The sequence below is a fragment of the Mycobacterium sp. NGS56 genome (assembly GCF_059812425.1).
The window spans coordinates 26,837-53,164 of record NZ_JCALCQ010000003.1; the positions used below are offsets into that span (position 1 = coordinate 26,837).

General features: G+C 67.1%; 21 protein-coding genes and 2 riboswitches. Of the genes, 13 read left to right on the top strand and 8 right to left on the bottom strand.

What is annotated here, in order from left to right; translation table 11 throughout:
• The first annotated feature begins 72 nt into the window (after window positions 1–72).
• The 12 genes from AC5Y4F_RS10235 to gcvP all read left to right on the top strand — a co-directional run bounded on the left by AC5Y4F_RS10235 (window position 73) and on the right by gcvP (window position 13,760).
• Entirely contained in the window at window positions 73–1,716 is a 1,644-nt protein-coding gene (locus AC5Y4F_RS10235; RefSeq protein WP_499996502.1) for an acetolactate synthase, read from the top strand.
• Between the two features lie 88 nt (window positions 1,717–1,804).
• Complete coding sequence (gene secA2, locus AC5Y4F_RS10240) at window positions 1,805–4,135, top strand: accessory Sec system translocase SecA2 (protein WP_499996505.1); 2,331 nt, start codon at window positions 1,805–1,807, stop codon at window positions 4,133–4,135.
• Window positions 4,136–4,281: 146 nt separating this feature from the next.
• A complete protein-coding gene (locus AC5Y4F_RS10245) occupies window positions 4,282–4,911 on the top strand; it encodes a CDP-alcohol phosphatidyltransferase family protein (protein ID WP_499996507.1) in 630 nt (209 codons plus the stop codon).
• Window positions 4,904–5,830 (top strand): DUF881 domain-containing protein, encoded by a 927-nt coding sequence (locus AC5Y4F_RS10250; protein ID WP_499996509.1) that lies wholly within the window; start codon window positions 4,904–4,906, stop codon window positions 5,828–5,830. Before AC5Y4F_RS10245 ends, AC5Y4F_RS10250 begins: the two co-directional genes overlap by 8 nt.
• A 55-nt stretch (window positions 5,831–5,885) precedes the next feature.
• Complete coding sequence (locus AC5Y4F_RS10255; RefSeq protein ID WP_064950365.1) at window positions 5,886–6,218, top strand: small basic family protein; 333 nt, start codon at window positions 5,886–5,888, stop codon at window positions 6,216–6,218.
• Window positions 6,219–6,234: 16 nt separating this feature from the next.
• Window positions 6,235–7,134: a DUF881 domain-containing protein gene (locus AC5Y4F_RS10260; RefSeq protein WP_499996511.1), complete on the top strand. Its 900-nt coding sequence runs from the start codon at window positions 6,235–6,237 to the stop codon at window positions 7,132–7,134.
• A gap of 28 nt (window positions 7,135–7,162) precedes the next feature.
• Window positions 7,163–7,561: a glycine cleavage system protein GcvH gene (gene gcvH / locus AC5Y4F_RS10265; RefSeq protein WP_067938070.1), complete on the top strand. Its 399-nt coding sequence runs from the start codon at window positions 7,163–7,165 to the stop codon at window positions 7,559–7,561.
• A 295-nt stretch (window positions 7,562–7,856) separates the two neighbouring features.
• The gene (gene garA, locus AC5Y4F_RS10270; RefSeq protein ID WP_369829731.1) at window positions 7,857–8,330 is read left to right on the top strand and encodes a glycogen accumulation regulator GarA; all 474 of its coding nucleotides are present in this window, start codon (window positions 7,857–7,859) and stop codon (window positions 8,328–8,330) included.
• Window positions 8,330–9,082 carry a transcriptional regulator FtsR gene (gene ftsR, locus AC5Y4F_RS10275; RefSeq protein ID WP_499996512.1) on the top strand — a complete coding sequence of 251 codons (753 nt, stop codon included), beginning with the start codon at window positions 8,330–8,332 and terminating at the stop codon, window positions 9,080–9,082. Before garA ends, ftsR begins: the two co-directional genes overlap by 1 nt.
• A 114-nt stretch (window positions 9,083–9,196) precedes the next feature.
• Window positions 9,197–9,691: a bifunctional nuclease family protein gene (locus AC5Y4F_RS10280; RefSeq protein WP_007771374.1), complete on the top strand. Its 495-nt coding sequence runs from the start codon at window positions 9,197–9,199 to the stop codon at window positions 9,689–9,691.
• A gap of 278 nt (window positions 9,692–9,969) precedes the next feature.
• Window positions 9,970–10,599: a MerR family transcriptional regulator gene (locus tag AC5Y4F_RS10285; protein WP_067938064.1), complete on the top strand. Its 630-nt coding sequence runs from the start codon at window positions 9,970–9,972 to the stop codon at window positions 10,597–10,599.
• A gap of 51 nt (window positions 10,600–10,650) precedes the next feature.
• Window positions 10,651–10,748: riboswitch (glycine riboswitch) on the top strand.
• Window positions 10,749–10,874: riboswitch (glycine riboswitch) on the top strand.
• Between the two features lie 42 nt (window positions 10,875–10,916).
• Window positions 10,917–13,760 carry an aminomethyl-transferring glycine dehydrogenase gene (gcvP, locus tag AC5Y4F_RS10290; RefSeq protein ID WP_067938062.1) on the top strand — a complete coding sequence of 948 codons (2,844 nt, stop codon included), beginning with the start codon at window positions 10,917–10,919 and terminating at the stop codon, window positions 13,758–13,760.
• Here gcvP and AC5Y4F_RS10295 read toward each other — a convergent pair whose 3' ends face one another.
• The 8 genes from AC5Y4F_RS10295 to AC5Y4F_RS10330 all read right to left on the bottom strand — a co-directional run bounded on the left by AC5Y4F_RS10295 (window position 13,761) and on the right by AC5Y4F_RS10330 (window position 25,580).
• Entirely contained in the window at window positions 13,761–15,845 is a 2,085-nt protein-coding gene (locus AC5Y4F_RS10295; protein ID WP_499996514.1) for a hypothetical protein, read from the bottom strand. It abuts the gene before it with no gap.
• 100 nt (window positions 15,846–15,945) lie between these two features.
• The gene (locus AC5Y4F_RS10300; RefSeq protein WP_067938060.1) at window positions 15,946–18,141 is read right to left on the bottom strand and encodes a malate synthase G; all 2,196 of its coding nucleotides are present in this window, start codon (window positions 18,139–18,141) and stop codon (window positions 15,946–15,948) included.
• A 280-nt stretch (window positions 18,142–18,421) separates the two neighbouring features.
• Window positions 18,422–19,462, bottom strand: coding sequence for a hemolysin family protein (locus AC5Y4F_RS10305; RefSeq protein ID WP_067938058.1), 1,041 nt, complete (start codon window positions 19,460–19,462; stop codon window positions 18,422–18,424).
• Window positions 19,459–20,829, bottom strand: a complete 1,371-nt coding sequence (locus AC5Y4F_RS10310; protein ID WP_499996516.1) for a hemolysin family protein — start codon at window positions 20,827–20,829, stop codon at window positions 19,459–19,461. Before AC5Y4F_RS10310 ends, AC5Y4F_RS10305 begins: the two co-directional genes overlap by 4 nt.
• Before the next feature lie 319 nt (window positions 20,830–21,148).
• On the bottom strand, window positions 21,149–22,585 hold the full coding sequence (locus AC5Y4F_RS10315; protein ID WP_067938055.1) for a GuaB1 family IMP dehydrogenase-related protein: 1,437 nt from the start codon (window positions 22,583–22,585) through the stop codon (window positions 21,149–21,151).
• A 52-nt stretch (window positions 22,586–22,637) separates the two neighbouring features.
• Window positions 22,638–24,095, bottom strand: coding sequence for an NADP-dependent phosphogluconate dehydrogenase (gnd, locus tag AC5Y4F_RS10320; protein WP_499996518.1), 1,458 nt, complete (start codon window positions 24,093–24,095; stop codon window positions 22,638–22,640).
• 100 nt (window positions 24,096–24,195) lie between these two features.
• Entirely contained in the window at window positions 24,196–25,146 is a 951-nt protein-coding gene (locus tag AC5Y4F_RS10325) for a M56 family metallopeptidase (RefSeq protein WP_067938052.1), read from the bottom strand.
• 14 nt (window positions 25,147–25,160) lie between these two features.
• Complete coding sequence (locus AC5Y4F_RS10330) at window positions 25,161–25,580, bottom strand: BlaI/MecI/CopY family transcriptional regulator (protein ID WP_067938050.1); 420 nt, start codon at window positions 25,578–25,580, stop codon at window positions 25,161–25,163.
• A 318-nt stretch (window positions 25,581–25,898) separates the two neighbouring features.
• On the opposite strand from AC5Y4F_RS10330, the gene AC5Y4F_RS10335 reads away from it, so the two are divergent.
• A complete protein-coding gene (locus tag AC5Y4F_RS10335; RefSeq protein WP_369829730.1) occupies window positions 25,899–26,327 on the top strand; it encodes a PaaI family thioesterase in 429 nt (142 codons plus the stop codon).
• Window position 26,328: the final 1 nt, after the last annotated feature.

Sequence of the window (26,328 nt, forward strand, 5' to 3'; positions counted from 1 at the left end):
GAGGTGGTCAATCACTCCTCAACTTCAAATCCTTCGGCGAAGGTACCCGACGGATCTGGATAGGCTGCGGTCATGACTACCGACGCCGTCCCCGCACAAACATTGCACGCCGGCCGGCTTGTCGCGCGGCGCCTGCGGGCCAGCGGCGTCGACACCGTGTTCACGCTATCCGGCGGCCACCTGTTTTCCATCTACGACGGGTGCCGCGACGAGGGCATCCGGCTGGTCGATACGCGCCACGAGCAGACCGCGACGTTCGCGGCCGAGGGCTGGTCGAAGGTGACGCGATCGCCGGGCGTGGCCGCGCTGACCGCGGGGCCAGGCGTCACCAACGGGATGAGCGCGATGGCGGCGGCACAGCAGAACCAGTCGCCGCTGTTGGTACTGGGGGGCCGGGCGCCGGCGCAGCGCTGGGGGATGGGCTCGTTGCAGGAGATCGACCACGTGCCGTTCGTGGCGCCGCTGGCCCGCTTCGCCGCCACCGCACAGTCGGCGGACGAGGCCGGGCGGCTCGTCGACGACGCGCTGCGCGCGGCGGTCGGTGCGCCGTCGGGCGTGGGTTTCGTGGACTTCCCGATGGATCACGTGTTCTCCATGTCCGACGATGACGGCCGGCCCGGCGCCCTCGTCGACCTGGCACCGGGGCCCGCCCCCGACGGCGAGGACCTGAGCCGGGCCGCCGCCCTGCTGTCCGCGGCCAAGCGGCCGGTGATCATGGCGGGCACCAACGTGTGGTGGGGGCACGGCGAAGCGGCCCTGCTCCGCCTTGCCGAAGAACTCCAGATCCCGGTGCTGATGAACGGGATGGCCCGCGGCGCCGTTCCCGCCGATCACCCATTAGCGTTCTCCCGGGTTCGCGGAAAAGCGTTGGGGGAGGCCGATGTTGCGCTGATCATCGGCGTGCCCATGGACTTCCGCCTCGGCTTCGGCGCGGTGTTCGGGGCCCAAACCCAGCTCATCGTGGTGGACCGAGCAGAACCCGAACGGCCCCACCCCCGGCCGGTGCAGGCCGAGCTCTACGGCGACCTGTTGACGATTCTCGCGGCGCTGGCCCCCGCCACGGGCAGCGACCATCAAGGCTGGATCGGCGAACTGCGAACCGCCGAGACCGTGTCGCGCGCCAAGGAGAAGGCCGAGCTCGCCGACGACCGCACCCCACTGCACCCGATGCGGGTGTACGCGGAACTGGCACCCATGCTGGATCGCGACGCCATCGTCGTGATCGACGCCGGTGATTTCGGGTCGTACGCCGGACGTGTGATCGACAGCTATCACCCGGGTTGCTGGCTGGACAGCGGCCCGTTCGGCTGCCTGGGTTCGGGCCCCGGCTATGCACTGGCCGCCAAGCTGGCCCGCCCGGACCGCCAGGTGGTGCTGCTGCAGGGCGACGGCGCATTCGGCTTCAGCGGCATGGAATGGGACACCTTGGTTCGGCACAAGGTCCCGGTCGTGTCCGTGATCGGCAACAACGGAATCTGGGGTCTGGAAAAACACCCCATGGAGGCCTTGTACGGCTATTCGGTGGTGGCGGAGCTGCGCCCGGGCACGCGCTACGACGAGGTGGCGTGCGCGCTGGGCGGACACGGAGAACTGGTCGCCGCGCCCGCCGAGCTGCGGCCCGCGCTGGAGCGCGCCTTCGCCAGCGGGCTGCCCGCCGTCGTGAATGTGCTCACCGATCCCGCAGTCGCCTATCCACGCCGCTCCAACCTCGCGTGATGAGGTACCTCCGCATCACGCCGCGGCGCGGCCTGCGTCGCGGGCGAGTGATCTGAGTACGCGGGGACTCACCGCGTACCGTTGACCTGTGCCTAAGACGACCCGCACTCAACCCGGCCGGCTGAGCAGCCGTTTTTGGAAGCTGCTCGGTGCCAGCACCGAAAAGGACCGCAACCGCTCTCTCACCCAGGTCACCGACTCCGCGGAGTACGACGACGAGGCGGCCGGCCTGACCGACGAACAGCTACGCAAGGCGGCCGGGCTGCTCAATCTCGATGACCTCGCGGATTCCGAGGACATCCCGCAATTCCTTGCCATCGCCCGGGAGGCGGGCGAAAGATCGACCGCCCTGCGTCCATTCGATGTGCAGCTGCTCGGGGCATTACGCATGCTGGCGGGCGACGTCATCGAGATGGCCACCGGTGAGGGCAAGACGCTCGCGGGCGCGATCGCAGCGGCCGGGTACGCGCTGGCCGGGCGGCACGTGCACGTCGTGACCATCAACGACTACCTGGCCCGTCGTGACGCAGAATGGATGGGACCGGCCATCGAGGCCATGGGCCTGACCGTCGGCTGGATCACCGCCGAGTCCACCAGCGAGGAACGCCGGGCCGCGTACGGCTGCGACGTCACCTACGCGTCGGTCAACGAGATCGGCTTCGACGTGCTCCGCGACCAACTGGTGACCGACGTCGCCGACCTGGTATCGCCCAATCCCGATGTGGCCCTGATCGACGAGGCCGACTCGGTGCTGGTCGACGAGGCGCTGGTGCCGCTGGTGCTGGCCGGAACCACCCACCGGGAGACGCCGCGGCCCGAGATCATCGAGCTGGCCGGCCAGCTCGAGGCCGGCACCGATTACGACACCGACGCCGACAGCCGCAATGTCCACCTGACCGAGGTCGGCGCCCGCAAGGTCGAGAAGGCGCTCGGCGGAATCGACCTGTACTCCGAAGAACACGTCGCCACCACCCTGACCGAGATCAATGTCGCGCTGCACGCGCACGTGCTGCTGCAGCGCGATGTGCACTACATCGTCCGCGACGACGCGGTGCACCTGATCAACGCCGCGCGCGGCCGCATCGCGCAGCTGCAGCGCTGGCCCGACGGGCTGCAGGCCGCCGTCGAGGCCAAGGAGGGCATCGAGACCACCGAAACCGGTGAGGTGCTCGACACCATCACGGTGCAGGCGCTGATCAACCGCTACGCGACCGTGTGCGGCATGACCGGCACCGCGCTGGCCGCAGGCGAGCAGCTGCGCCAGTTCTACAAGCTCGGAGTTTCACCGATTCCGCCGAACGAGCCCAACATCCGTGAAGACGAGTCCGACCGCGTCTACATCACCGCTGCGGCCAAGAACGACGCGATCGTCGCGCACATCGTCGAGGTGAACGAGACGGGGCAGCCGGTGCTGGTGGGCACCCGCGACGTGGCCGAATCCGAGGACCTGCACGAGCGGCTGCTACGCCGCGGCGTACCCGCGGTGGTGCTGAACGCCAAAAACGACGCCGAGGAGGCCCAGGTGATCGCCGAGGCCGGCAAGTTCGGCGCCGTCACCGTCTCGACCCAGATGGCCGGGCGCGGTACCGACATCCGCCTCGGCGGCTCCGACGAAGCCGACCACGACCGGGTCGCCGAGCTCGGTGGGCTGCACGTCGTCGGGACCGGGCGGCACCACACCGAGCGTCTGGACAACCAGCTGCGCGGCCGCGCCGGGCGGCAGGGCGACCCGGGATCGTCGGTGTTCTTCTCGAGTTGGGAAGACGACGTGGTCGCCGCCAACCTCGACCACAACAAGCTGCCGATGGAAACCGACGAGGACGGCAAGATCGTCAGCTCCAAGGCCGCGGGCCTGCTCGACCACGCCCAGCGCGTGGCGGAGGGCCGCATGCTGGATGTGCACGCGAACACCTGGCGCTACAACCAGTTGATCGCCCAGCAGCGAGCCATCATCGTTGACCGGCGTAACACGTTGCTGCGCAACCCAACCGCGCGTGAGGAACTCGCCGAGCTGGCGCCCAAGCGCTACAAGGAGCTGGCCGAGACCGAAGGAATCTCCGAAGAGCGCCTGGAGATCATCTGCCGGCAGATCATGCTCTATCACCTCGACCGCGGCTGGGCCGATCACCTGGCGTACCTGGCCGACATCCGGGAGAGCATTCATCTGCGGGCGCTGGGTCGGCAAAACCCGCTGGACGAATTTCATCGGTTGGCGGTCGACGCGTTCGCGTCGCTGGCCGCGGACGCGATCGAGGCGGCCCAGCAGACGTTCGAAACCGCGAACGTGCTCGAGGAGGAGCCCGGACTGGACCTGTCCAAGCTGGCGCGGCCGACGTCGACGTGGACCTACATGGTCAACGACAACCCGCTGTCGGACGACACGTTGTCCACCCTGAGCCTGCCCGGGGTGTTCCGCTGAGCGCAGTCACGCCGGCGCGCGGCCGGCCGCGTTCGAGTTCGAGTGTGCGCCGAGCCGGGCGTTCGGTGTTCGGCTACGGCTGACTGCGCTGCTCCTCAGCGGTCCGTCGTGCGGACCGCATCGTCGCCGGGTTAAGGTCACGGCTCATGGAGCCGGTGCTACCGCCCAACCGCGTGCTGACGGTGCCCAACGTGCTCAGCGCTGTCCGCCTGGCGCTGATCCCGGTGTTCGTCTACGTCCTGGTGGTCGCGCACGCCAACGGATGGGCGGTCGCGATTCTGATGTTCAGCGGCGCCTCGGACTGGGCCGACGGCAAGATCGCCCGGCTGCTCAATCAATCCTCACGGCTGGGGGTGCTGCTTGACCCGGCCGTCGACCGCCTCTACATGATCGCGGTGCCCGTCGTGCTGGCCTTCGGCGGGATCGTGCCGTGGTGGTTCGTCATCGTCCTGCTCGCGCGCGACGGTCTGTTGGCTACCACACTGCCCCTGCTGTGGAGTCGCGGGCTGTCCGCGTTGCCGGTGACCTACATCGGCAAGGCCGCGACGTTCGCGTTGATGTCCGGCTTTCCGCTGGTGCTGCTGGGCACCTGGGACGCGCTCTGGAGCCGCGTGATCGGGGCCTGCGGTTGGGCCTTTTTGATCTGGGGTATGTACGCCTACCTGTGGGCGTTCGTGCAGTACGCGGTGCAGATGATTCTCGTGCTGCGACGCATGCCCAAGGTCGACCGCGATTCTCGGCCGTCGGAGTCGGCGAAGGTGGCTGACCATGGCTGACGCGGACCGTCTGCTCGGCGGTTACGACCCCAACGCCGGCCATGGCGCTCATGTGGCGTCGCGTCCCAAGCAGATCCCCGTGCCGTCGCTGTTGCGCGCGCTGCTGTCCGAGCACCTGGACCCCGGATATGCCGCGGCGGCGGCCAAACGGAGCACTGGCGACGCGCCACGCAGCGGACGCCGGCGAGTGTTCGGTTGGCTCTGGCAGGCCGCGGCGGCGCTGCTGATCGCGACGGTTTTCGCCGCCGCGGTCGCGCAGGCCCGCTCGGTGGCGCCCGGGGTGCGCTCCGCGCAGCAGCTGCTCTTGGGCCATGTGAGGTCGACGGAAAGCTCCGCGGCCAAGCTGAATAAGCGCCGTAGCGAGCTCGCGACACGCGTCGACGACGTGCAGCGCCACGCCCTGGCCGAAGACGCCCAGGGACAGCGGCTATTGAAACGGCTTGACGCGCTCAGCCTGGCGGCCGCCAGCACGGCGGTCATCGGGCCGGGCCTGAAGGTGACAGTCACCGATCCCGGTGCCAGTCCGAACCTTTCCGACGTGTCGAAGCAGCGGGTCAACGGCAGTAGGCAAATCATCCTGGACCGCGATCTGCAGCTGCTGGTCAACTCGTTGTGGGCGAGTGGTGCCGAGGCCATTTCCGTGGGCGGTGTGCGGATCGGGCCGAACGTGACCATTCGGCAAGCCGGCGGCGCGATCCTCGTCGACAACAACCCGACAAGCAGTCCGTACACAGTCCTGGCGATCGGGCCGCCACGCGCCATGCGCGATGTCTTCGACAACAGTCCCGGAATGCAGCGACTGAGGTTGCTGCAGATCTCCTACGGTGTCGTCGTTACGGTGGATGCCGCCGACGGACTAACGCTTCCTGCCGGATCGATCCGGGATGTCAAGTTCGCCAAGCAGATTGGGCCACAGTGAGAAAAGTCCTCGACAGACACATCCTCGTGTGTGAGACGCGGACGGGAAACCAAGCATGATCGGTATCGCAGCACTGGCGATCGGCATCGTGCTCGGCCTGGTTTTTCACCCCGCAGTGCCAGAAGTCGTCCAGCCCTACCTGCCGATCGCGGTGGTCGCGGCGCTGGACGCGGTGTTCGGCGGGTTACGTGCCTATCTGGAACGGATTTTCGATCCGAAGGTCTTCGTCGTTTCCTTCGTGTTCAACGTCTTTGTTGCCGCGCTGATCGTCTATGTCGGCGATCAGCTGGGCGTGGGGACGCAGCTGTCCACCGCCATCATCGTCGTGCTGGGTATCCGCATCTTCGGCAATGCCGCCGCCCTGCGCCGTAGGCTGTTCGGGGCGTAACGCAGTCGAGGTGAACGTGAGCCAGGATCCGCAAGACCGCGCCGCCGGCCAACGCGCCGCCGGCGGTCAAAGTGCTGACGGGCCAACCGGGCCCGGTGACGCCGGAACCGCTGCGCCGCCGGAACCGGGCGCGCCGCGCGGCCGCCACGAACTTGCCGCGAAAAGCCCGCGTCCCGAAATCGGCCCGGTGCACCGCACCGGGCTATCCGGCATGGCGCTCGGCGGTCGGTCCCGGATGGCCTTCGGGACGCTGGCCGCCATGCTCTGCCTGCTGCTCGGCCTGGCCATCGTCACCCAGGTGCGCCAGACCGAGTCGGGTGACTCACTCGAGACGGCCCGCCCCGCAGACCTTCTGGTGCTGCTGGATTCGTTGCGACAACGCGAAGGCACGCTCAACACCGAGGTGAACGAGCTACAGAACACGCTGAATTCGTTGCAGGCGTCCGGAAACAACGACCAGGCCGCGATTCGATCCGCGCAGTCCAGGCTGGCGGCGCTGTCCATTCTGGTCGGAGCAGTCGGCGCCACCGGGCCCGGCGTTACCGTCACCATCGACGACCCCGGGCCCGGAGTTTCGCCCGAGGCGATGCTCGACGTGATCAATGAGCTGCGGGCTGCCGGCGCCGAGGCCATCGAAGTCAACGACGCGCACCAATCGGTGCGAGTAGGTGTCGACACGTGGGTCGTGGGTATGCCTGGGTCGCTGACGATCGACTCCAAAACACTGTCGCCGTCGTATTCGATTCTGGCGATTGGCGATCCACCCACCCTCGCCGCGGCCATGAACATTCCCGGTGGTGCGCAGGACACTGTCAAGCGTGTCGGTGCGCGAATGTCCGTCCAGCAGGCCGACCGGTTGGACGTGACCACCTTGCGACAACCAAAACCACACCAATACGCTCAGCCCGTCAAGTGAGCACCGCCCAAACAGAACAGGATCTCCCGTGAGCGATATCCCACCCGATCTGCGCTACACCGCTGAACACGAATGGGTTCGCCGCAGCGGGGATGACACCGTGCGAGTGGGCATCACCGATTTCGCGCAGTCCGCGTTGGGCGATGTCGTCTTCGTTCAACTGCCCGACGTGGGCGACGAATTGACCGCAGGCGAATCCTTCGGTGAGGTCGAGTCCACGAAATCGGTGTCCGACCTATACGCGCCGGTGTCCGGCAAGGTTTCTGCGGTCAACAGCGATCTGGACGGCAGTCCGCAACTGGTGAACTCCGACCCGTACGGCGCTGGCTGGCTGCTGGATGTGCAGGTATCCGACGTCGGCGAATTGGAGTCGACGATTTCTTCGCTGCTGGACGCCGAGGCCTACCGCGGAACCCTGACCGAATGACGGTTGCTAATGTCCCTGCAGCCCCGCCCGGCGAGCGAGCGGTGCACCCAGGGTACGCGGGGGAGTCGATGTTTCGGATCGTCAGGTGGTGGGCGCATTGCAAGCCCGTGCGCGGTACCGTCGACAGATCGACCTTTGAACACCTTCGAAGACCCTGAAAAACATCTGAAAGACACTTGCAAGTAGAAGACGGCAGTAAACGGCATTCCGGGCGAAGAATCCCGGTGCGAAAGCCGGCCGAGCGGCCCGGGCAGACAACGCCACAGCAGCCAGTGAGGAGCAGCGCGTGACGGACATGGACTCAGGAAATCAGCAAGACCAGAATTCGGACGAAGTCACGGTAGAGACGACTTCTGTCTTCCGTGCCGACTTCCTCAACGAGCTGGACGCTCCCGCACAAGCGGGAACCGAGAGTGCGGTGTCCGGAGTCGAGGGACTCCCCGCCGGCTCGGCGTTGCTGGTCGTCAAGCGGGGACCGAACGCGGGCTCTCGCTTTTTGCTGGACCAACCCACCACGTCCGCCGGCCGGCACCCCGACAGCGACATTTTCCTCGACGACGTCACCGTCAGCCGTCGGCACGCCGAATTCAGGTTGGAAAACGACGAATTCAGCGTGGTCGACGTTGGTAGTCTCAACGGCACCTACGTCAACCGTGAGCCCGTGGACTCCGCGGTGCTTGCCAACGGTGACGAGGTGCAGATCGGCAAGTTCCGCTTGGTGTTTCTGACCGGACCCAAGCAGGGTGAGGATGGAGGATCTTCAGGCTAGTGAGCGCACCCGATAGCTCGGCACTGGCCGGGATGTCGATTGGGGCGGTCCTGGAACTGCTGAGGCCGGACTTCCCCGATGTCACCATCTCCAAGATCCGCTTCCTGGAGGCCGAGGGGCTGGTGACGCCGCAGCGGGCCGCGTCGGGGTATCGAAGGTTCACCGCGTACGACTGCGCACGGTTGCGGTTCATCCTTACCGCGCAACGCGATCACTACCTGCCGCTGAAGGTCATCAGGGCGCAATTGGACGCCCAACCCGACGGCGAACTGCCGCCCGTCCGAACGTCTTATTCCGCCCCGCGCCTGGTATCCGTGGCGGGAACCGGGGAGGCCGCTGGGGTGGATGCGGGCTCCGACACCTCGGCGGTGACCCCCACCCACGTCCGGCTGAGCCGCGAAGAACTGCTGAACCGCGCGGGCGTCAAGGACGACCTGCTGACCGCGCTACTCAAAGCGGGAGTCATCACCACCGGACCCGCCGGTTTCTTCGACGAGCATGCGGTCGTCATCCTGCAATGTGCCCAGGCGCTGTCGGATTACGGTGTCGAACCGCGACATTTGCGCGCTTTCCGCTCGGCCGCCGATCGGCAGTCGGACCTGATCGCGCAAATCGCCGGACCGGTAGTCAAGGCCGGCAAGGCCGGCGCACGCGATCGCGCCGACGATTTGGCCCGCGAAGTCGCGGCGCTCGCCATCACGTTGCACACGTCGTTGATCAAATCCGCCGTTCGCGACGTACTGGATCGCTGAGGACTAGACTTCGGTCGACAGCTTGGTTTTCGGCAGCAGCGCGGAACTTTGAACCTCGCCGTCCCTGGCGATCACCAAGCCGACCGGCGCCACTAATGCGGAGGGCAGACACAAATGGGTGAAGTTCGTGTTGTCGGCATTCGCGTCGAGCAGCCGCAGAACCAGCCGGTGCTGTTACTGCGCGAAACGAACGGTGATCGTTACCTTCCGATCTGGATCGGTCAGTCGGAGGCCGCGGCCATCGCGCTCGAGCAGCAAGGCGTTGAGCCCCCGCGCCCGTTGACGCACGATCTGATCAGGGATGTCATTGCCGCGCTTGGGCATTCGCTGAAAGAGGTGCGGATCGTTGATCTGCAAGAGGGCACTTTCTACGCTGACCTGGTATTCGACCGCAACATCACCGTGTCGGCCCGTCCGTCCGACTCGGTCGCGATCGCACTACGTGTCGGCGTTCCGATCTATGTCGAAGAAGGCGTGCTCGCCCAAGCCGGCCTTTTGATCCCCGATGAGAGTGACGAGGAAGGTGGCACCGCGGTCCGGGAGGACGAGGTGGAGAAGTTCAAAGAATTTCTCGATAGCGTGTCTCCCGACGATTTCAAAGCCACCTAACGAAAACCTGCCTCGACCAGCACTTGGGAACCGCGGGGCGGCTGGTCTAGCCTGAAAAGCGACATCACGGATCCATCTCGAACCACGCCACGATGTCGACACGCTGACGGATAGCCCGCCCACTTGGCCCCGCGGCGTCCATACTTTGTTCGCGACTACAGGCGCGGCGGCTATCGGAAAGCGTAAGCTCTACTAGCACTCGGGCCTGAGCAAACGTGGCTGCACTGCAGCCAGGGACGCAGCTAACGACGAGAGCGCGATCGCGGAGAGGAACCACCGTGAGCGAGCAGCCACGCCAAGAGCAGGTCAACCTAGCTGAGAGCGGCAGCCCGGCGACCAGTGACCGCGGTGTCTCCGTGGCCAGCGCGCCCGTGCAGCCCGGGCTTTTCCCGGACGACTCCGTGCCCGACGAGCTGGTCGGCTACCGCGGTCCGAGTGCCTGCCAAATTGCCGGCATCACCTACCGGCAGCTGGACTACTGGGCGCGCACCTCGCTGGTGGTGCCGTCGATCCGTAGCGCGGCGGGCTCCGGCAGCCAGCGGCTCTATTCGTTCAAGGACATCCTGGTCCTCAAAATCGTCAAACGGCTGCTCGACACCGGAATCTCGTTGCACAACATCCGCGTCGCGGTCGATCATCTGCGTCAGCGTGGCGTCCAGGATCTGGCCAACATCACCCTGTTCTCCGACGGCACCACCGTCTACGAGTGCACGTCGGCCGAAGAGGTCGTCGATTTGTTGCAGGGCGGGCAGGGCGTCTTCGGCATCGCCGTGTCGGGCGCCATGCGCGAGCTGACCGGCGTCATCGCGGACTTCCCCGGCGAAAGAGCCGACGGCGGCGAGTCGATCGCCGAGCCCGAGGACGAACTGGCGTCCCGGCGCAAGCACCGCGACCGCAAGATCGGCTGACGGCGCGCCCGCGACCGGGCCGTACGCGGCCGGGTAAACTGGGCTGCGCATCGCAATCGAGCGGGAGAGTTTCGTGGCTGCCAGCCACGGACGCCGAAGGAGCAACACCTCTCCGTCAACCTCTCAGGCACCCGGACCGCACGAAATCATGATGCCTCTGGAAAGCGGTGTGGACCCCTGTGGCCCGCACCCGCCGATGGGGAAAGGCGCGCACGCGGCATCGCGCGCCGAATCTCTCAGGCGCCCGGCGAACGGGTGAAGACAGAGGGGGAGGGCCGCTAGTCCTCTGCCTTGATATGTCTTACTCAGGAGTTCCAGTGTCCGATCAATTCACTTTCGCCGCTCGGCACATCGGCCCGGACAGCCAAGCCGTCGCCGCCATGCTCGCCGTCATCGGTGTGGACTCGCTGGACGAGCTTGCCGCCAAGGCGGTTCCCGCCGGCATCCTGGACCGGCTGACCGGCCGTGGCGCCGCGCCCGGTCTCGACCGGCTGCCGCCGCCCGCCAGCGAAGCCGAAGCGCTGGCCGAGCTGCGATCGCTGGCCGAGGCCAACACGGTGGCCGTGTCCATGATCGGGCAGGGCTACTACGACACGCTCACGCCGCCGGTGTTGCTGCGCAACATCTTGGAGAACCCGGCCTGGTACACCGCCTACACTCCGTACCAGCCGGAGATCAGCCAGGGCCGGCTCGAGGCGCTGCTGAATTTCCAGACGATGGTCGCGGACCTGACCGGCCTCGAGGTCGCCAACGCCTCGATGCTCGACGAGGGCACCGCGGCGGCGGAGGCCATGACGCTGATGCATCGCGCGGCGCGCGGGAAGGCCCACCGGCTGGCGGTGGACGCCGACACCTTCGCCCAGACCGCGGCCATCCTGGCCACGCGGGCCAAGCCCCTGGGCATCGAGATCGTCACCGCCGACCTGCGCAGTGGTCTTCCGGACCTGCCCGACGGAGGCGACTTCTTCGGCGTCATCGCCCAGCTGCCCGGGGCCAGTGGCCGGGTCACCGACTGGTCGAACCTGGTGGAGCAGGCGCACGACCGGGGTGCGCTAGTCGCCATCGGCGCCGACCTGCTCGCCATGACGCTGCTAACGCCTCCCGGTGAGATCGGTGCCGACGTCGCCTTCGGCAGCACCCAAAGATTCGGCGTGCCAATGGGATTCGGTGGGCCACACGCCGGCTACCTGGCGGTGCACGCCAACCATGCGCGTCAGCTGCCGGGCCGGCTGGTCGGTGTGTCGCTGGACGCCGACGGGTCGCCGGCCTACCGGCTGGCGTTGCAGACGCGCGAGCAGCACATCCGCCGCGACAAGGCGACCAGCAACATCTGTACCGCGCAGGTGCTGCTGGCGGTGATGGCCGCGATGTATGCCAGCTACCACGGCGCCGAGGGGCTGACCGCGATGGCACGCCGCGTGCACGGCCATGCCGAGGTGATCGCAGGCGCCCTTGGTGATGCGTTGGTGCACGACAAGTACTTCGACACCGTGCTGGCCCGGGTCCCCGGGCGCGCCGACGAGGTGATCGCCGCGGCCAAGGCCGCCGGCATCAACCTGTGGCGGGTCGACGACGACCACGTGTCGGTGGCCTGCGACGAGACCACCACCGATGAGCACGTCGCCGCGGTGCTCGCGGCCTTCAAGCTAAACGCCACTGGGCAGGTGGGCGGCGGTGCGGGCATCATCACCCGCACATCGGAGTTTCTCACCCATCCCGCGTTCACCCAGTACCGCACCGAGACCGCGATGATGCGCTACCTGCGCACGCTGGCTGACAAAGATATTGCCTTGGACCGCAGCATGATTCCACTTGGATCCTGCACCATGAAGCTGAACGCCGCCGCGGAGATGGAACCGATCACCTGGCCGGAGTTCGCCCGCCAGCATCCGTTCGCGCCGGCGTCGGACACCCCGGGCCTGCGGCGTCTGATCGCCGACCTGGAGTCCTGGCTGGTGCAGATCACCGGTTACGACGCCGTCTCGCTGCAACCCAACGCCGGCTCGCAGGGCGAATACGCCGGGCTGCTGGCCATTCACGATTACCACGCCAGCCGCGGGGAACCGCACCGCGACATCTGCCTCATCCCGTCCAGTGCGCACGGCACCAATGCCGCGTCGGCGGCGCTGGCCGGGATGCGGGTCGTCGTCGTGGCCTGCCGCGCCAATGGCGACGTGGACCTAAACGACCTGCGCGCCAAAGTCAGCGAGCACCGCGACCGTCTGTCGACGCTGATGATCACGTATCCGTCCACACACGGCGTCTACGAGCACGACATTGCCGAGATCTGTGCGGCGGTGCACGACGCCGGGGGCCAGGTCTACATCGACGGTGCCAACCTCAACGCGCTGGTCGGGCTGGCGCGTCCGGGCGAGTTCGGCGGCGATGTCAGCCATCTGAACCTGCACAAGACGTTCTGCATTCCGCACGGCGGCGGCGGGCCCGGCGTCGGGCCGGTGGCGGTGCGCTCGCATCTGGCACCGTTCCTGCCGGGGCACCCGCACGCCGCCGAGCTGCCGCCGGGGCATCCGGTGTCGGCGGCGCCCTACGGGTCGGCGTCGATCCTGCCGATCAGCTGGGCCTACATCCGGATGATGGGTGCCGAGGGCCTGCGTGCGGCTTCGCTGACCGCGATCACCTCGGCCAACTACATCGCCCGCCGCCTCGACGAGTACTTCCCGGTGCTTTACACCGGCGAGAACGGGATGGTCGCCCACGAATGCATCCTGGACCTTCGTGGAATCACAAAGTCCACCGGTGTCACCGTCGACGACGTGGCAAAGCGATTGGCGGACTATGGTTTTCATGCGCCGACCATGAGTTTCCCGGTGGCCGGCACGCTGATGGTGGAGCCCACCGAGAGCGAGACCCTGACCGAGGTCGACGCCTTCTGCGACGCCATGATCGCCATCCGCGGCGAGATCGACCGGGTGGGCGCGGGGGAGTGGCCCGCCGACGACAACCCGTTGCGGGGCGCACCGCACACGGCCGAGTGCCTGGTGATCGGCGACTGGGACCACCCCTACACCCGGGAGCAGGCCGCCTATCCGCTGGGCAAGGAGTTCCGGCCCAAGGTCTGGCCGCCGGTGCGCCGCATCGACGGCGCCTACGGCGATCGCAATCTGGTCTGCTCGTGCCCGCCGGTGGAGGCGTTCGCCTGATCAGCTCAGAAAGGTGTTCACCGCCGAAGCGAGGTCGGGGGACGCCGACGTCGCGAGGTTCTGATAGCTACCGCCACTGAGCTGGGACACCGCCTCCCAGGTCGCCCGGTCCGGGTCCGCTCCGAAATTGATGACATTCACCGCGATGGGTTTGGCCGGATCAGCACTCTTACGGATGAAGTCCTGCAGCCCCGGCCCGTCCAGCGTCTGGTCGGTGTGTGGCCCCGCGGTGATCACTAAGATCGAATTCGTCTGGCCCGCATGATAATTGGTCTGCATATCCTGATAGAGCATTCGCAGCGTAGTGAATGACACCGCCCCGCCGTTCGACGAGTACTGCTTGTCCAGCGCCGCGGCCAACGCCGCCGAACGCGGCTGGCCGTTGACGGCGTCGGACAACGGCCCGCCCGCCACCTCCGAGCGGCCCTCGTGGCCGTCGAACGTCCACAGTCCGACCACCGCGGTGGCGGGCAGCGACTTGATCTTGTCCTGCAGCGCGCCGACCACGTTGGCCAGCCGGGATTTTCCGCCTTCCTGTGCCGGCATCGACTGGTCGAGCATGATCGTCGTGGCCTGTCCGGTCGACGGGCTGGCCATCGCCTCGGCGAGGGTGGCCCGCATCGGCTCATCACCCACCGAAAGCGCGGGCGGCAGCGCCGGGAAATTCGTGACCGGACTACCGGGCGGTGTGACTCCGCTGACGCGGAAGCCGGCCTTCGCCAGCTTGACCAGCTGGTCTGATTTGTGCATGAATCGCGAGAACTCGCTGGCCGCCGACGCCTGTTCCCTGCTCAGCCACGAACCGCTGAGCAGCACCGTGGGGTAGTCGGCCACCGCCGCGGACCCCGGTGGAAGCCAGAATGCCAAGGTGCCCTTGGCGTCTGGCAACGATTGGCCACGTTGGAACAGCTGTTGTTCGGTGGTCACCACCGCGTGCACCGGCGCGGTTGCCGGGTCACCGGGCTTCAGCAGCGTGTTCATCGCCTCGGTCAGGGAGTTGTCGGCCAGCTTGGGTTGTGCGCTCAACAGGCTGCGCACCGCGCCGGTGCCCTGGGTCGCCGGCGCACCGGGCGGTACCGAGGCGGCCGCCACCGCCTCTCCGGCCAGAAACGATGCGTCCCCGTTGCCGTTCATCGGCAGCGCCATGCGCAGCGAGCCCCACGCGGGTAAGTTCAACCCGGCCAACGCATTCGGGTTGGTTTGCAGGCCGGGCAGCGCCGCCCAGTTCTGATTGGACAGGGCCGGCGCGAGTTCAGGGCGGATGGCCAGCACCACCGGCGAGGTGACCAGCGAATGGCTCTCGGTGACCGTCTTTTGGGCCGTCGCCCCGGTGAGGCGTGCGGCCGAGATCGAACTGGCCGGAATCCACAGCGCAGGCTGGCCGCCCAGTTCCGCGGGCCACTTGCCGATGAATCCGTTGAGCACCGCGTCGGAGTTGGCCGGCTTGACGCTTACCACCACGCAGCGGTCGCCGATCGGCCCGGCGGATTTATTGTAGGTTTCCGCGAACTGCTGAACGGAATCGGCGATCGACGGGTCGGCGACGACTGCCACCGTCTCCTGGCCGCCCACACAGCGGCCGGCCGCCGTGTGCGAACGCTTGGACAACGCGTCACCGAAGAAGCTCCACAGAATCACCGCACCCACCACGACGACCACCGCGACCAGTGCCACGATCACGCCGATGCTGACGCCGCGTCGCCCGCCCTCGCTGCGATGACCGCCCCGCCAATCGCCGAGCCCGCGATGCCCGCCGCGGAAGAGCGACGGCTGTGCGGCCGGCGGCTCCGGAGCCGAGGGGGCGGCCTGCCGCGACGGAAACTCCGGGTAGTCATCGGCGGAGTCGTCTACGAATGAATCCTCGGCGGCGTAGAGATCGTCGTCCGCCGCGAAACCCGCGTGCTCTTGATGGCGACGCTCGTCGGAGTAGTCACCCTCGTCGGAGTAGGGGCCGGCTGTTTCGTCGTCGCCGGCATTCCCATGGCGACGCCCTACCTCTTCACCTCGAGATGGCTCATCGACAACGTCGTCGCGAGATGGCTCGTCGAGGGAGTCGCCAGGGTCGGGCGCACTGTGCCTACCCATACCAGTGCCCGCGGCCTTTCCGTCGATCCATCGTTGACTCGGCGCCGATATTAGTCATCGACGGCACCATTACACGTTCCTACCCGATTTGAGCTCAGGCTCAATTCGACTGCGCGGCCTGTGCCTTGGCTTCACGCCGACGGCGATGCAGGATCGGCTCGGTGTAACCGTTGGGTTGCTGCGTTCCGGTCAGGATCAGATCCTGCGCGGCGAGGAAGGCCAGGCTGTCGTCGAAGTTCGGCGCCATCGGCAGGTACGCCGCATCCTTGGCGTTCTGCTCGTCGACCAGTGGGGCCATCCGCTCCAGGCTGGCGCGCACATCCTGGTCGGTGATCACGCCGTGGCGCAGCCAGTTGGCCAGCAGCTGGCTCGAAATGCGCAGCGTGGCACGGTCTTCCATCAGTGCCACGTCGTGAATGTCGGGCACCTTCGAACACCCGACGCCCTGCGCGACCCAGCGCACCACGTAGCCCAGGATGGACTGGCAGTTGTTGTCGACCTCTTCACGGATCTCCTCGGGCGCCCAGGCCAGTTCCTTGGCCAGCGGGATGGTCAGCAGCTCTTCGATCGTGGTGCGCTTCTTGCCGGCGAGCTCCTCCTGCACGGCGCCCACGTCCACGTAGTGGTAGTGCATCGCGTGCAGGGTGGCCGCCGTCGGCGAGGGCACCCACGCGGTGGTCGCGCCCGCCTTCGGTTGGCCGATCTTCTGCTCGACCATGTCGGCCATCAGCTCGGTCATCGCCCACATGCCCTTACCGATCTGGGCCTTACCCTTGAAGCCGGCCGCCAGGCCGATGTCGACGTTGGCGTCCTCGTAGGCCTTGATCCACGTGGTGCTCTTCATCGCACCTTTGCGGATCATCGGCCCGGCCTCCATCGACGTGTGGATCTCGTCGCCGGTGCGGTCCAGGAAGCCGGTGTTGATGAACACGACACGGTCGGCCGCGGCCTTGATGCAGGCCTTGAGGTTGACCGTGGTGCGCCGTTCCTCGTCCATGATGCCGACCTTGAGGGTGCCCTGGGGCAGGCCGAGGACGTCTTCGACGCGGCTGAACAGCTCGCAGGTGTAGGCGACCTCGTCGGGTCCGTGCATCTTGGGCTTGACGATGTAGATGGACCCGGTGCGGCTGTTGGCCAGCGGGCCGTTCGCGTCACCTGTCTTGAGGCCGTGGATCGCGGTCACGCCCGTGAACAGCGCATCCATGATGCCTTCGAACACCTCGTTACCCTCGGCGTCGACGATCGCGTCATTGGTCATCAGGTGACCGACGTTGCGGACGAACAGCAGGCTGCGGCCGGGCAGCGTCAGCTCGCCCTCGCCGTCGGGTGTGCGGTAGGTGCGGTCCTCGTTGAGAACCCGGGTGAAGGTCTTGCCGTCCTTGGAGACCTCTTCGGACAGATCGCCCTTGTTCAGACCGAGCCAGTTGCGGTAGCCGAGCACCTTGTCGTCGGCGTCGACGGCGGCCACCGAGTCCTCGAAGTCCATGATCGTGGTGACGGCCGATTCCAGGACCACGTCTTTAATTCCCGCGGAGTCCGTCTTGCCGATCGGTGAGTCCGGATCGATCAGGATCTCGATGTGCAAGCCGTGGTTGGCCAGCAACACCGACCAGTCAGGGGAACCGAGTTCGCCGGTGTAGCCGGCGAACTGCGCCGCGTCGGCCAGACCGACGGAGCCGTCGGCGGTCGCGATTTTGAGCTGTCCGTCTTCGACGGCGAGCCCCGTAGCGTCGGCCCACGATCCGGATTCCAGCGGCACGGCCTGGTCGAGGAATTTGCGCGCGTAGGCGATCACCTTGTCGCCGCGAACCTTGTTGTAGCTCGTCCCCTTCTCGGCGCCGTCGCTCTCCGGGATGACGTCGGTGCCATAGAGGGCGTCGTAGAGCGAGCCCCACCGGGCATTGGCGGCGTTCAGCGCGAACCGGGCGTTGAGCACCGGCACCACCAGCTGCGGGCCGGCGGTTGTGGTGATCTCGTCGTCCACACCCGAGGTCGTGATGGTGAAGTCCGGGGGCTCCGGTAGCAGGTAACCGATTTCGATGAGGAATTCGCGGTACGCCTCGATGTCAAGCGGCTCGATGACACGCTGCCGGTGCCACTTGTCGATCTGCGCCTGCAGTTCGTCCCGCCTGCGCAGCAAGTCTTGGTTCTTGGGCGTGAGGTCGGTGACCACCTTGTCGACGCCCGCCCAGAAACTGTCGGGGTCGATGTCGGTGCCGGGCAAGGCCTCGTTGTTCACGAAGTCGTAGAGCACTCGGGCGACGCGCAAGTTCCCCGCCGACACGCGATCAGTCATGATTCTCCTCCATCATGGGCCGCACTGGACCGTCGTCGGGCCAGATTGGCAATGTCATAAGCCTACCGAGCGCAGCCTGGTGAGCGTTATCCCGCCCGATCCGCCATAGCAGGTCAGGCCGCGCTGTCAGCCCCAAGAACGACGCCGCGGCGAGCACCGGGATGTGTTTCCAGCAACGCATGTTTCGCGTGCAACGGTCCTCTGCCCTCCAGCAGTTTCTTAACTGGCAGCCGTGAAGATCATACGGGCTGCGCGCAGTCGCACCTTCCGGCCAGTGTCGCTACGCCTCCCGAATGGTGCCCACGAGGTCTTCGACCAGGTCTTCCATGGCCACCATGGCCACGACGCCTCCGCTCTCGTCGGTCACCAGGGCCAGATGGCTGTTGCTGCGGCGCATCCGCGACAAAGCGTCGGCCAGCGGCAGTGATCGCGACAGCCGCGGCAGCGGCCGCACCTTCGCCAGATCGATCACCGTCCGCGGGTCGTCGTCGAGCGTCAGCACGTCCTTGATGTGCAGATACCCCAGGAAGGCGCCGCCGACGCTGGCCACTGGGAACCGGGAGTAGCCGGTCTCGGCCAGGGCTTGCTCGACAGCACCGACCGTCGGTCCCGAGCCCGCCGCGGCGACCGGTACCGCGTGCACGCCGGCGAGGGGGACCGCCACGTCGCCGACCACGCGGTGGCGAATTTGCAGTGCCCGGGTGAGCCGGGTGCGCTCGTCGCGGTCCAGCAAGCCTTCAGACTCCGATTCGGCGATCATCTCGCTGAGCTCGACGGGGGAGACGGTGATCTCCAGCTCGTCCTTGGGTTCAACTCCGAACGCGCGCACCACCGCGTTGGCGCACTTGTTGTAGAACACGATGAACGGCCGGGCGGCCCGCACGTAGGCCAGATATGGCGGGACGAGCAGCATCGCGGTGCGCTCCGGGCCGGCCAGCGCGATGTTCTTCGGCACCATCTCTCCCAGCAGCACGTGCAGCGTCACCACGATGGCCAGCGCGATCGCAAACGACAACGTGTGCAGCAGCGCCGAGTGAATTCCGGTGAGTCCCAGCCCCGTTCGCAGCAGGTTGGACACCGCCGACTCGCCGATCCGCCCGAGAAGCAGCGACGCGGCCGTGACGCCGAGTTGGGCACCGGCCAGCATGGACGGCAGTTGCTCCCCGGCGCGGATCACCGTGACCGCGGCCGCTCGGCCCTGCTCGGCCAGCGCCTCGAGCCGGTCGCGCCGCGCCGAGATCAGCGAGAATTCCGCGCCCACGAAGAACGCGTTCACCCCGATCAGCAAGCAGGCCAGCAACAGGCCCATGGTGTCGATCATCGGTGTGCCCCGGTCGCGGGAACTTCGCCGTGACTGCTCAGTTCGACGAGTTCGAGCAGGTCGATCCGCCGTCCGTCCATCCGGATAACCGTTGCCTGCCAACGCGTCACCGCGTCCAGCAGTCCGTCCGAATCCAACGCGGGCAACTCGACCGTGTCACCGGCCACCGGAATGCGACCGATCTCGCGCAGCACCAGCCCACCGATGGTCTCGTAGGGGCCTTCGGGTGCCCGAAAACCGATGGCTGCGGCCACCTCGTCGATGCGCAGCAAGCCCGACACCCGCCAGCCCGTGCCGGCGGGCACGACGTCCGGAGTCGCGTCGTCGTGCTCGTCGCGGACATCGCCGACGATCTCTTCGATCAGGTCCTCGACGGTCACCATGCCGGCCGTTCCGCCGTATTCGTCCACGACCAGCGCGGTTTGCAGGTTGTTGGCCCGGATCTCGGCCATCACCGCGTCGCCGTCCAGGGTCGACGGCACCTTGGGAACGGGTTGGGCCACTGTGATCAGCCGCGTGCGGGCGCGTTCGGCGCGCGGGATGGCGAACACCTGCTTGACGTGCACGATGCCGACCGTCTCGTCGAGGTCGCCGTCGACGATGGGAAAGCGGGAAAAACCAGACTCGGCGGCCGCGGTCACCAGGTCCGCGACCGTATCGTCGGTCTGCAGCGCCACGATCTTGGATCGGGGTGTCATCAGCTCCTCGGCGCTCAGGGTGCCGAACTGCAGCGATCTTCGCACCAGGGCCGCCGTGGCGGCGTCCAGGGCGCCGCTGCGCGCCGACGAACGCACCAGCGACAACAGCTCTTGGGGCGATCGAGCCGACCGCAGCTCTTCGGCCGGTTCAATGCCGAGCCGGCGCACGATCCAGTTAGCGGCCCCGTTGGTCAGCCGGATCGCCGGGGTGAGCAGCAGCGAGAACAACAGCTGGGCACTCACGACGGTGCGGGCCGTCGAAAGCGGACGCGCCACGGCCAGATATTTGGGAACGAGCTCGCCGAACACCATCGACACCGAGGTCACGATGACCAATACCAGGAAGGCCATGATCACGTCGCCGACCTTGTCGGATACGCCGAGCGCATCCAGCCACGGGTGCGGTAAGTCTTCCACCATCGGATCGGTCAGGTAACCGGCCGCCAGCGTGGTGACCGAGATGCCCAACTGGGCACCCGAGAGCTGAAACGACAGCCGGTGGTGCGCCCGGCGGATCCAGCGGTCGCGGCGTCCCCCGCCGCGCGCGTTCGCCTCGACGGCGCTGCGGTCCAGTGTGGTCAGCGAGAACTCCGCGGCGACGAAGACGGCGTTGCCGAAGATGAGCACGGCGATCGCAACAACGCTGACTACGTTGACAGTGAGGTTCATAACCTGCGCCGCCAACCGACCGAGCGGCCTGGCGTGATGAGCGAAGACCGCGCCGAAGGAGGCTCCCCGTCGGACGATTCGTCTGACGACCCGTGCGCCCGCAAGCCGATGGCTGCTACGGGTGCCTGCGGCACGTCGATCCTTTCGCTGCCCGGTGGTGGAGCGGTCGCGGTTGCTTCCGTCTTTGCTGTCTTATGCTAGCCCGCACGGCGCCGCCCGTCCCGACCACGCCTGGCGGCGCCGGTAAGCCCGCCATTTGCGGCTGCAGCGCCTGGTGCCCGAACAACGTGCGGCCACTTGCCAGCCTTATTCCAGGGCGTTACCACCCCTGCGGTAGCGGATGCCCCTCGGCGAAGCCCGCGGTCGACTGCACCCCGATCACCACCCGCTCATACAGCTGCTCCAGGTTGGCGGCTCCGACATAGGTGCAGGTGCTGCGCACGCCCGAGGTGATGTGATCGAGCAGATCCTCGACGCCGCCACGGTCCGGATCGAGCCCCATCCGGGACGTCGAAATGCCCTCCTCGAACAACGCTTTGCGGGCCCGATCGAATGCGGTGTCCGCGCCGGTGCGCGCGACCACCGCACGCTTGGACGCCATGCCGTAGCTCTCCTTGTACGGCTGGTCGTCACGGTCGCGCATCAGGTCCCCGGGCGACTCGTAGGTGCCGGCGAACCACGAGCCGATCATCACGTTGGACGCCCCCGCCGCCAGTGCCAGCGCCACATCCCGCGGATGCCGGACGCCGCCGTCGGCCCACACATGTCCACCTAATTCGCGTGCCGCCGAAGCACATTCGACAACAGCGGAGAATTGGGGGCGACCTACGCCGGTCATCATCCGGGTGGTGCACATCGCGCCCGGGCCGACACCGACCTTGACGATGTTAGCCCCGGCGCCCAGCAGGTCGCGGGTGCCCTCCGCCGACACGACGTTGCCGGCGGCCAGCGGCACACCCAACTGCAGCGCCGCGACCGTCCCGATCGCCTCGATCGTCTTGACCTGATGCCCGTGCGCCGTGTCGATGACCAACAGGTCGATGCCGGCCTCGACCAGCGACCGCGCCTTGGCTCCGACGTCGCCGTTGATGCCGACGGCCGCACCCACCCGCAGCCGGCCTCGCGCGTCGACTGCCGGGGTGTACAGGCCCGCCCGGATGGCACCGGTGCGGGTCAGCACGCCGGCCAGCGTCCCGTCCGCATTCGTCACGGCGGCGACGCCGATGGGTGAGTGCTCGAGCAGATCGAAGACCTTGCGGGGCTCGGTTCCCACCGGGGCGGTGACGAAGTCGGTGATCGCGACGTCGCGCACTCGGGTAAAGCGATCCACGCCCAGGCACGACGATTCGCTCACCAAGCCGAGGGGACGCCCCTCGAAGGTGACGACGGCGACACCGTGCGCACGCTTGTGGATCAGCGCCGTCGCGTCGGACACCGAGTCGTCGGGGCCGAGCACCACGGGGGTGTCCAGCACCAGGTCGCGGCTCTTGACGAACTCCACCGTCTCCTGCACCGCGGTGATCGGGAGATCCTGCGGCAAGATGACGAGTCCGCCGCGGCGCGCGATGGTTTCGGCCATCCGGCGCCCGGCCACCGCGGTCATGTTGGCGACGATGACCGGGATGGTCGTGCCCGAGCCGTCACCGGTGGACAGGTCAACATCGAAGCGGGACGCGACCTCCGAGCGGTTCGGCATCACGAACACATCGTTGTAGGTCAGATCGTATGCGGGACTGTGCCCGTCGAGGAATCTCATTCCAGTCGCCCCACCAACTCAAGCCCCCTTCACGCCCACTGCCGCCGCCCGGCTATGCGGGCACCTCGGTGCGATCTCCGCTCCACAGAGTGTGAAAGCGCGTCTTCGGGTCGTCATCGATCCGGCCATAGGTGTGTGCGCCGAAGAAGTCCCGCAAACCCTGGGTGAGCGCCGCGGGCAGCCGCTCGGTGCGCAGCGCGTCGTAGTAGGACAGCGCCGAGGCGAAGCCGGGGATCGGAATGCCGAGTTCGGTGGCCTTCACCACGACGCGCCGCCAGCTGTCGATTGATTCCTCGATGGCGCTGCGGAAGTACGGCGCGACGATCAGCGTCGGCAGGCGGGCGTCGGAGTCGAACGCCTCCTTGATCCGGTTGAGGAACTTCGCGCGGATGATGCAGCCGCCGCGCCAGATCGTCGCCATGTCGCCCGGGGTGATGTCCCAGTCGTACTCGGCGCTGCCCGCCTGGATCTGGTTGAAGCCCTGGGCGTAGGCAATGATCTTCGACGCGTACAGCGCCTTGCTCACATCGTCAATGAATCGTATTGCGTCACTTGGCTTCTCGCCTAGCCTGCCGGAGGCGAGGCCGGTCGTGGCCTTGCGCTGGGCGACCGATCCGGACAGGGCACGGGCGAACACCGCCTCGGCGATACCGGTCACCGGCACACCGAGATCGAGCGCCGACTTCACGGTCCAGCGTCCGGTGCCCTTCTGCTCGGCCTCGTCGAGTATGAGGTCGACCAGCGGCTTCCCGGTCTTGGCGTCGGTCTGGCGCAGTACCTGCGCGGTGATCTCGATCAGGAAGCTGTCCAGGTCGCCCTTGTTCCATTCGGCGAAGATGTCGGCGATCTCGGGTGCGGTCTTGCCCAGGCCGTCGCGCAGCAGCTGGTAGGCCTCGCCGATGAGCTGCATGTCGGAGTACTCGATGCCGTTGTGCACCATCTTGACGAAATGTCCGGCGCCGTCGGGGCCGATGTGGGTGCAGCAGGGCACTCCGTCGACGTGGGCGGAGATCTCCTCCAGCAGTGGGCCCAGCGACTTGTACGACTCGGCGGGACCGCCCGGCATGATCGACGGGCCGTTGAGCGCGCCCTCTTCGCCGCCGGAGATGCCCGCGCCGACGAAGTGCAGACCTCGCTCGCGGATCGCCTTCTCCCGGCGGATGGTGTCGGTGTAGAGCGCGTTGCCGCCGTCGATGATGATGTCGCCCTCTTCCATGGCGTCGGCGAGCTCGTTGATGACTGCGTCGGTGGGCTCGCCGGCCTTGACCATGATCAGCACCCGACGCGGCTTCTCCAGCGCGTCCAGGAATTCCGCGATGGTTTCCGAACGCACGAAATTGCCCTCGTCGCCGTGCTCTTTGAGCAGCGCATCGGTTTTGGCGATCGAGCGGTTGTGCAGTGCCACGGTGTAGCCATGCCGGGCGAAGTTACGGGCGATGTTGGAACCCATCACGGCCAGACCAGTGACACCGATCTGGGCGGTACCGGTCTTCGCATCCGACGAACTCATGTTTTCGCCTTTCAATCTACGAACTTTGCGGCAAAAGCCTTCGGTGACACTGTGGCACAGCCAACAGTTGCGCGCCCGGGGTGATCGGCGATCGGCGGCGTCAGAGGTTGAACAAGCGTTCCAGCTCGGTGAGCCACGGGACGGCCAGTGCGACCGTGGGCACCACGAATACCGCCGCCGCGGCCAAATATGCGGCCGCCGACAACAGTGGGCTGTTGCCGCGTCCGCCCAGCCGCCGCACTCTAAGTACCGTGCTGGGACCGCTGGCCGCGAGTGCGCCCGAAGGGGCGCGCCCCGCTGCGCAGGCGACCAGCGCCCGGGCCAGGGGAGCGCGACCCGCGGCGCGGACGGCCGCGTCGTCGGCGAGCAGCTCGACCAGCAGCTGGACCGCGCCAAGCGCGTTGGCGCTGCGGACCAGCCGGGGGAAGGCCGCGTGCACCGCTGTGAACGCCTCCAGCACCAGGTCGTGTCGCGCCCGCAGATGGGCGCGCTCGTGGGTGAGGATCGCCTGGACTTCGGTGTCCGCAAGCGCGCTCAGGGTTCCCTCGCTGACCACCACCCGGCTGCGCACGCCCGGCAGGCAGTAGGCGAGCGGTTGCGGGACGTCCAGCACGCGAAGATCGCGCGTGCGGGCGCAGGGCTGGGAGTTCGCCGCGCCGTGGCCGACTCCGACCAGGTCGACCACCATGCGGTGGTGCGCCCGTCGCTTTCGGGTCGCGATGGCGACCCGGACCACCGCGACCATCAGCCGGGCGCCGACCAGCACCGTCAGGGTGAAAACGCCGAGGTAGGCGGTCCATAGCGGCCATCCGAGGCGGTCGGCGGCGCCGACGATGCTGGTCGTGGGCCGCCCGTCGCGGCCGGGCATCAGTAAACGGGTGGCGATTGCGATGCCGGCGCTGAACGCCGACAGGACGGCGGCCAGCGCCACGGCTTGCCAGAGCACCATTGCGGCGCGGGGAGCGCGTAGCGGCCAGCTCGCGCGTGCCAACATCGCCGGCACCGGGCCGGTCAGTAGCACCGCGATTATGGTGAAAGCCAGCGCGGACACACCGCTAGTGTCCCTCAGCCCTCCGGGCCTGCGCCAGCAGATGTCGCGTTCTTGTGTTGATTGGCTTCCAATTCGGCGAGTGCGCGCCGCAGCGCCTCGGCCTCGTCGGCGCCGACGCGTTCAACAAAGTGCACCAGCGCGGCCTGTCTGCCGCCCGGATCCTCCGCCTGAGACAGCGCGTCCACCATGAGTCCGGCGACCAACTCGTCACGACCGTGCACCGGTGCGTACCGGTGTGCCCGGTCGTCGCGGATCTGGGAGACCAGGTTCTTCTTGGCCAACCGCTGCAGCACGGTCATGATCGTGGTGTAGGCCAGGTCGCGCTGAGCCGACAACGCCTCATGGACCTGGCGAACGGTCTGAGGCTCGGGCGTGGACCACAGGTGATCCATGACGGCCCGTTCTAGATCCCCCAGCCGTGTCAGTTTGGCCATAGTTCGTTCATCTCCTGAGCGTCGAATCAAGCGTACTCCGGCTTACTACCGACGGTCGTACGGGAGGCTGACAAATTACTGTGTCGGCCGCCGCGGGCCCGTCGAGCGACAAGAAGAACCATACCGCTTGCAGAGTTAGGGCAGCCTTGCCTATGCTGGTCGGGTCGAGCGATGCGGACCGTGTGAGAGTCCTGAGGGCTGCAGCGACCCATGGTCTGCTCGATCGGCGAGCCCCGTGCCGCAACGGCACGGGGCTCAGCCGTTTTGCGCGCCACAGTTCCGCCGCGAGCATGCCTGCGGTGGCCATGGTGTAGACACATGGACGTGCCAGAGCCGCAGAAAACGATCCTCCCGCCGGATTTCGCCGCACCCTTCGACCGCGAGATCGGGCTGCAATTCACCGAACTCAGCCCCGACGGTGCCCGCGCGCAGCTCGAAGTCACGCCCAAACTGTTGCAGCCTATGGGTTTGGTTCACGGCGGTGTTTACTGCTCGATGATCGAGAGCATGGCAAGCGTGGCCGCCTACACCTGGCTGGCCACCCGCGGTGGCGGAAATGTGGTGGGTGTCAACAACAACACCGACTTCCTGCGGTCCATCGGTTCGGGCACCGTGTACGGCACGGTCGAACCCATCCACCGCGGCCGCAGCCAACAGTTGTGGTTGGTGACCATCACCGACAGCGACGACCGAATCATCGCCCGCGGTCAGGTGCGACTGCAGAATCTCGAGATTCGCGAAGGCTGAT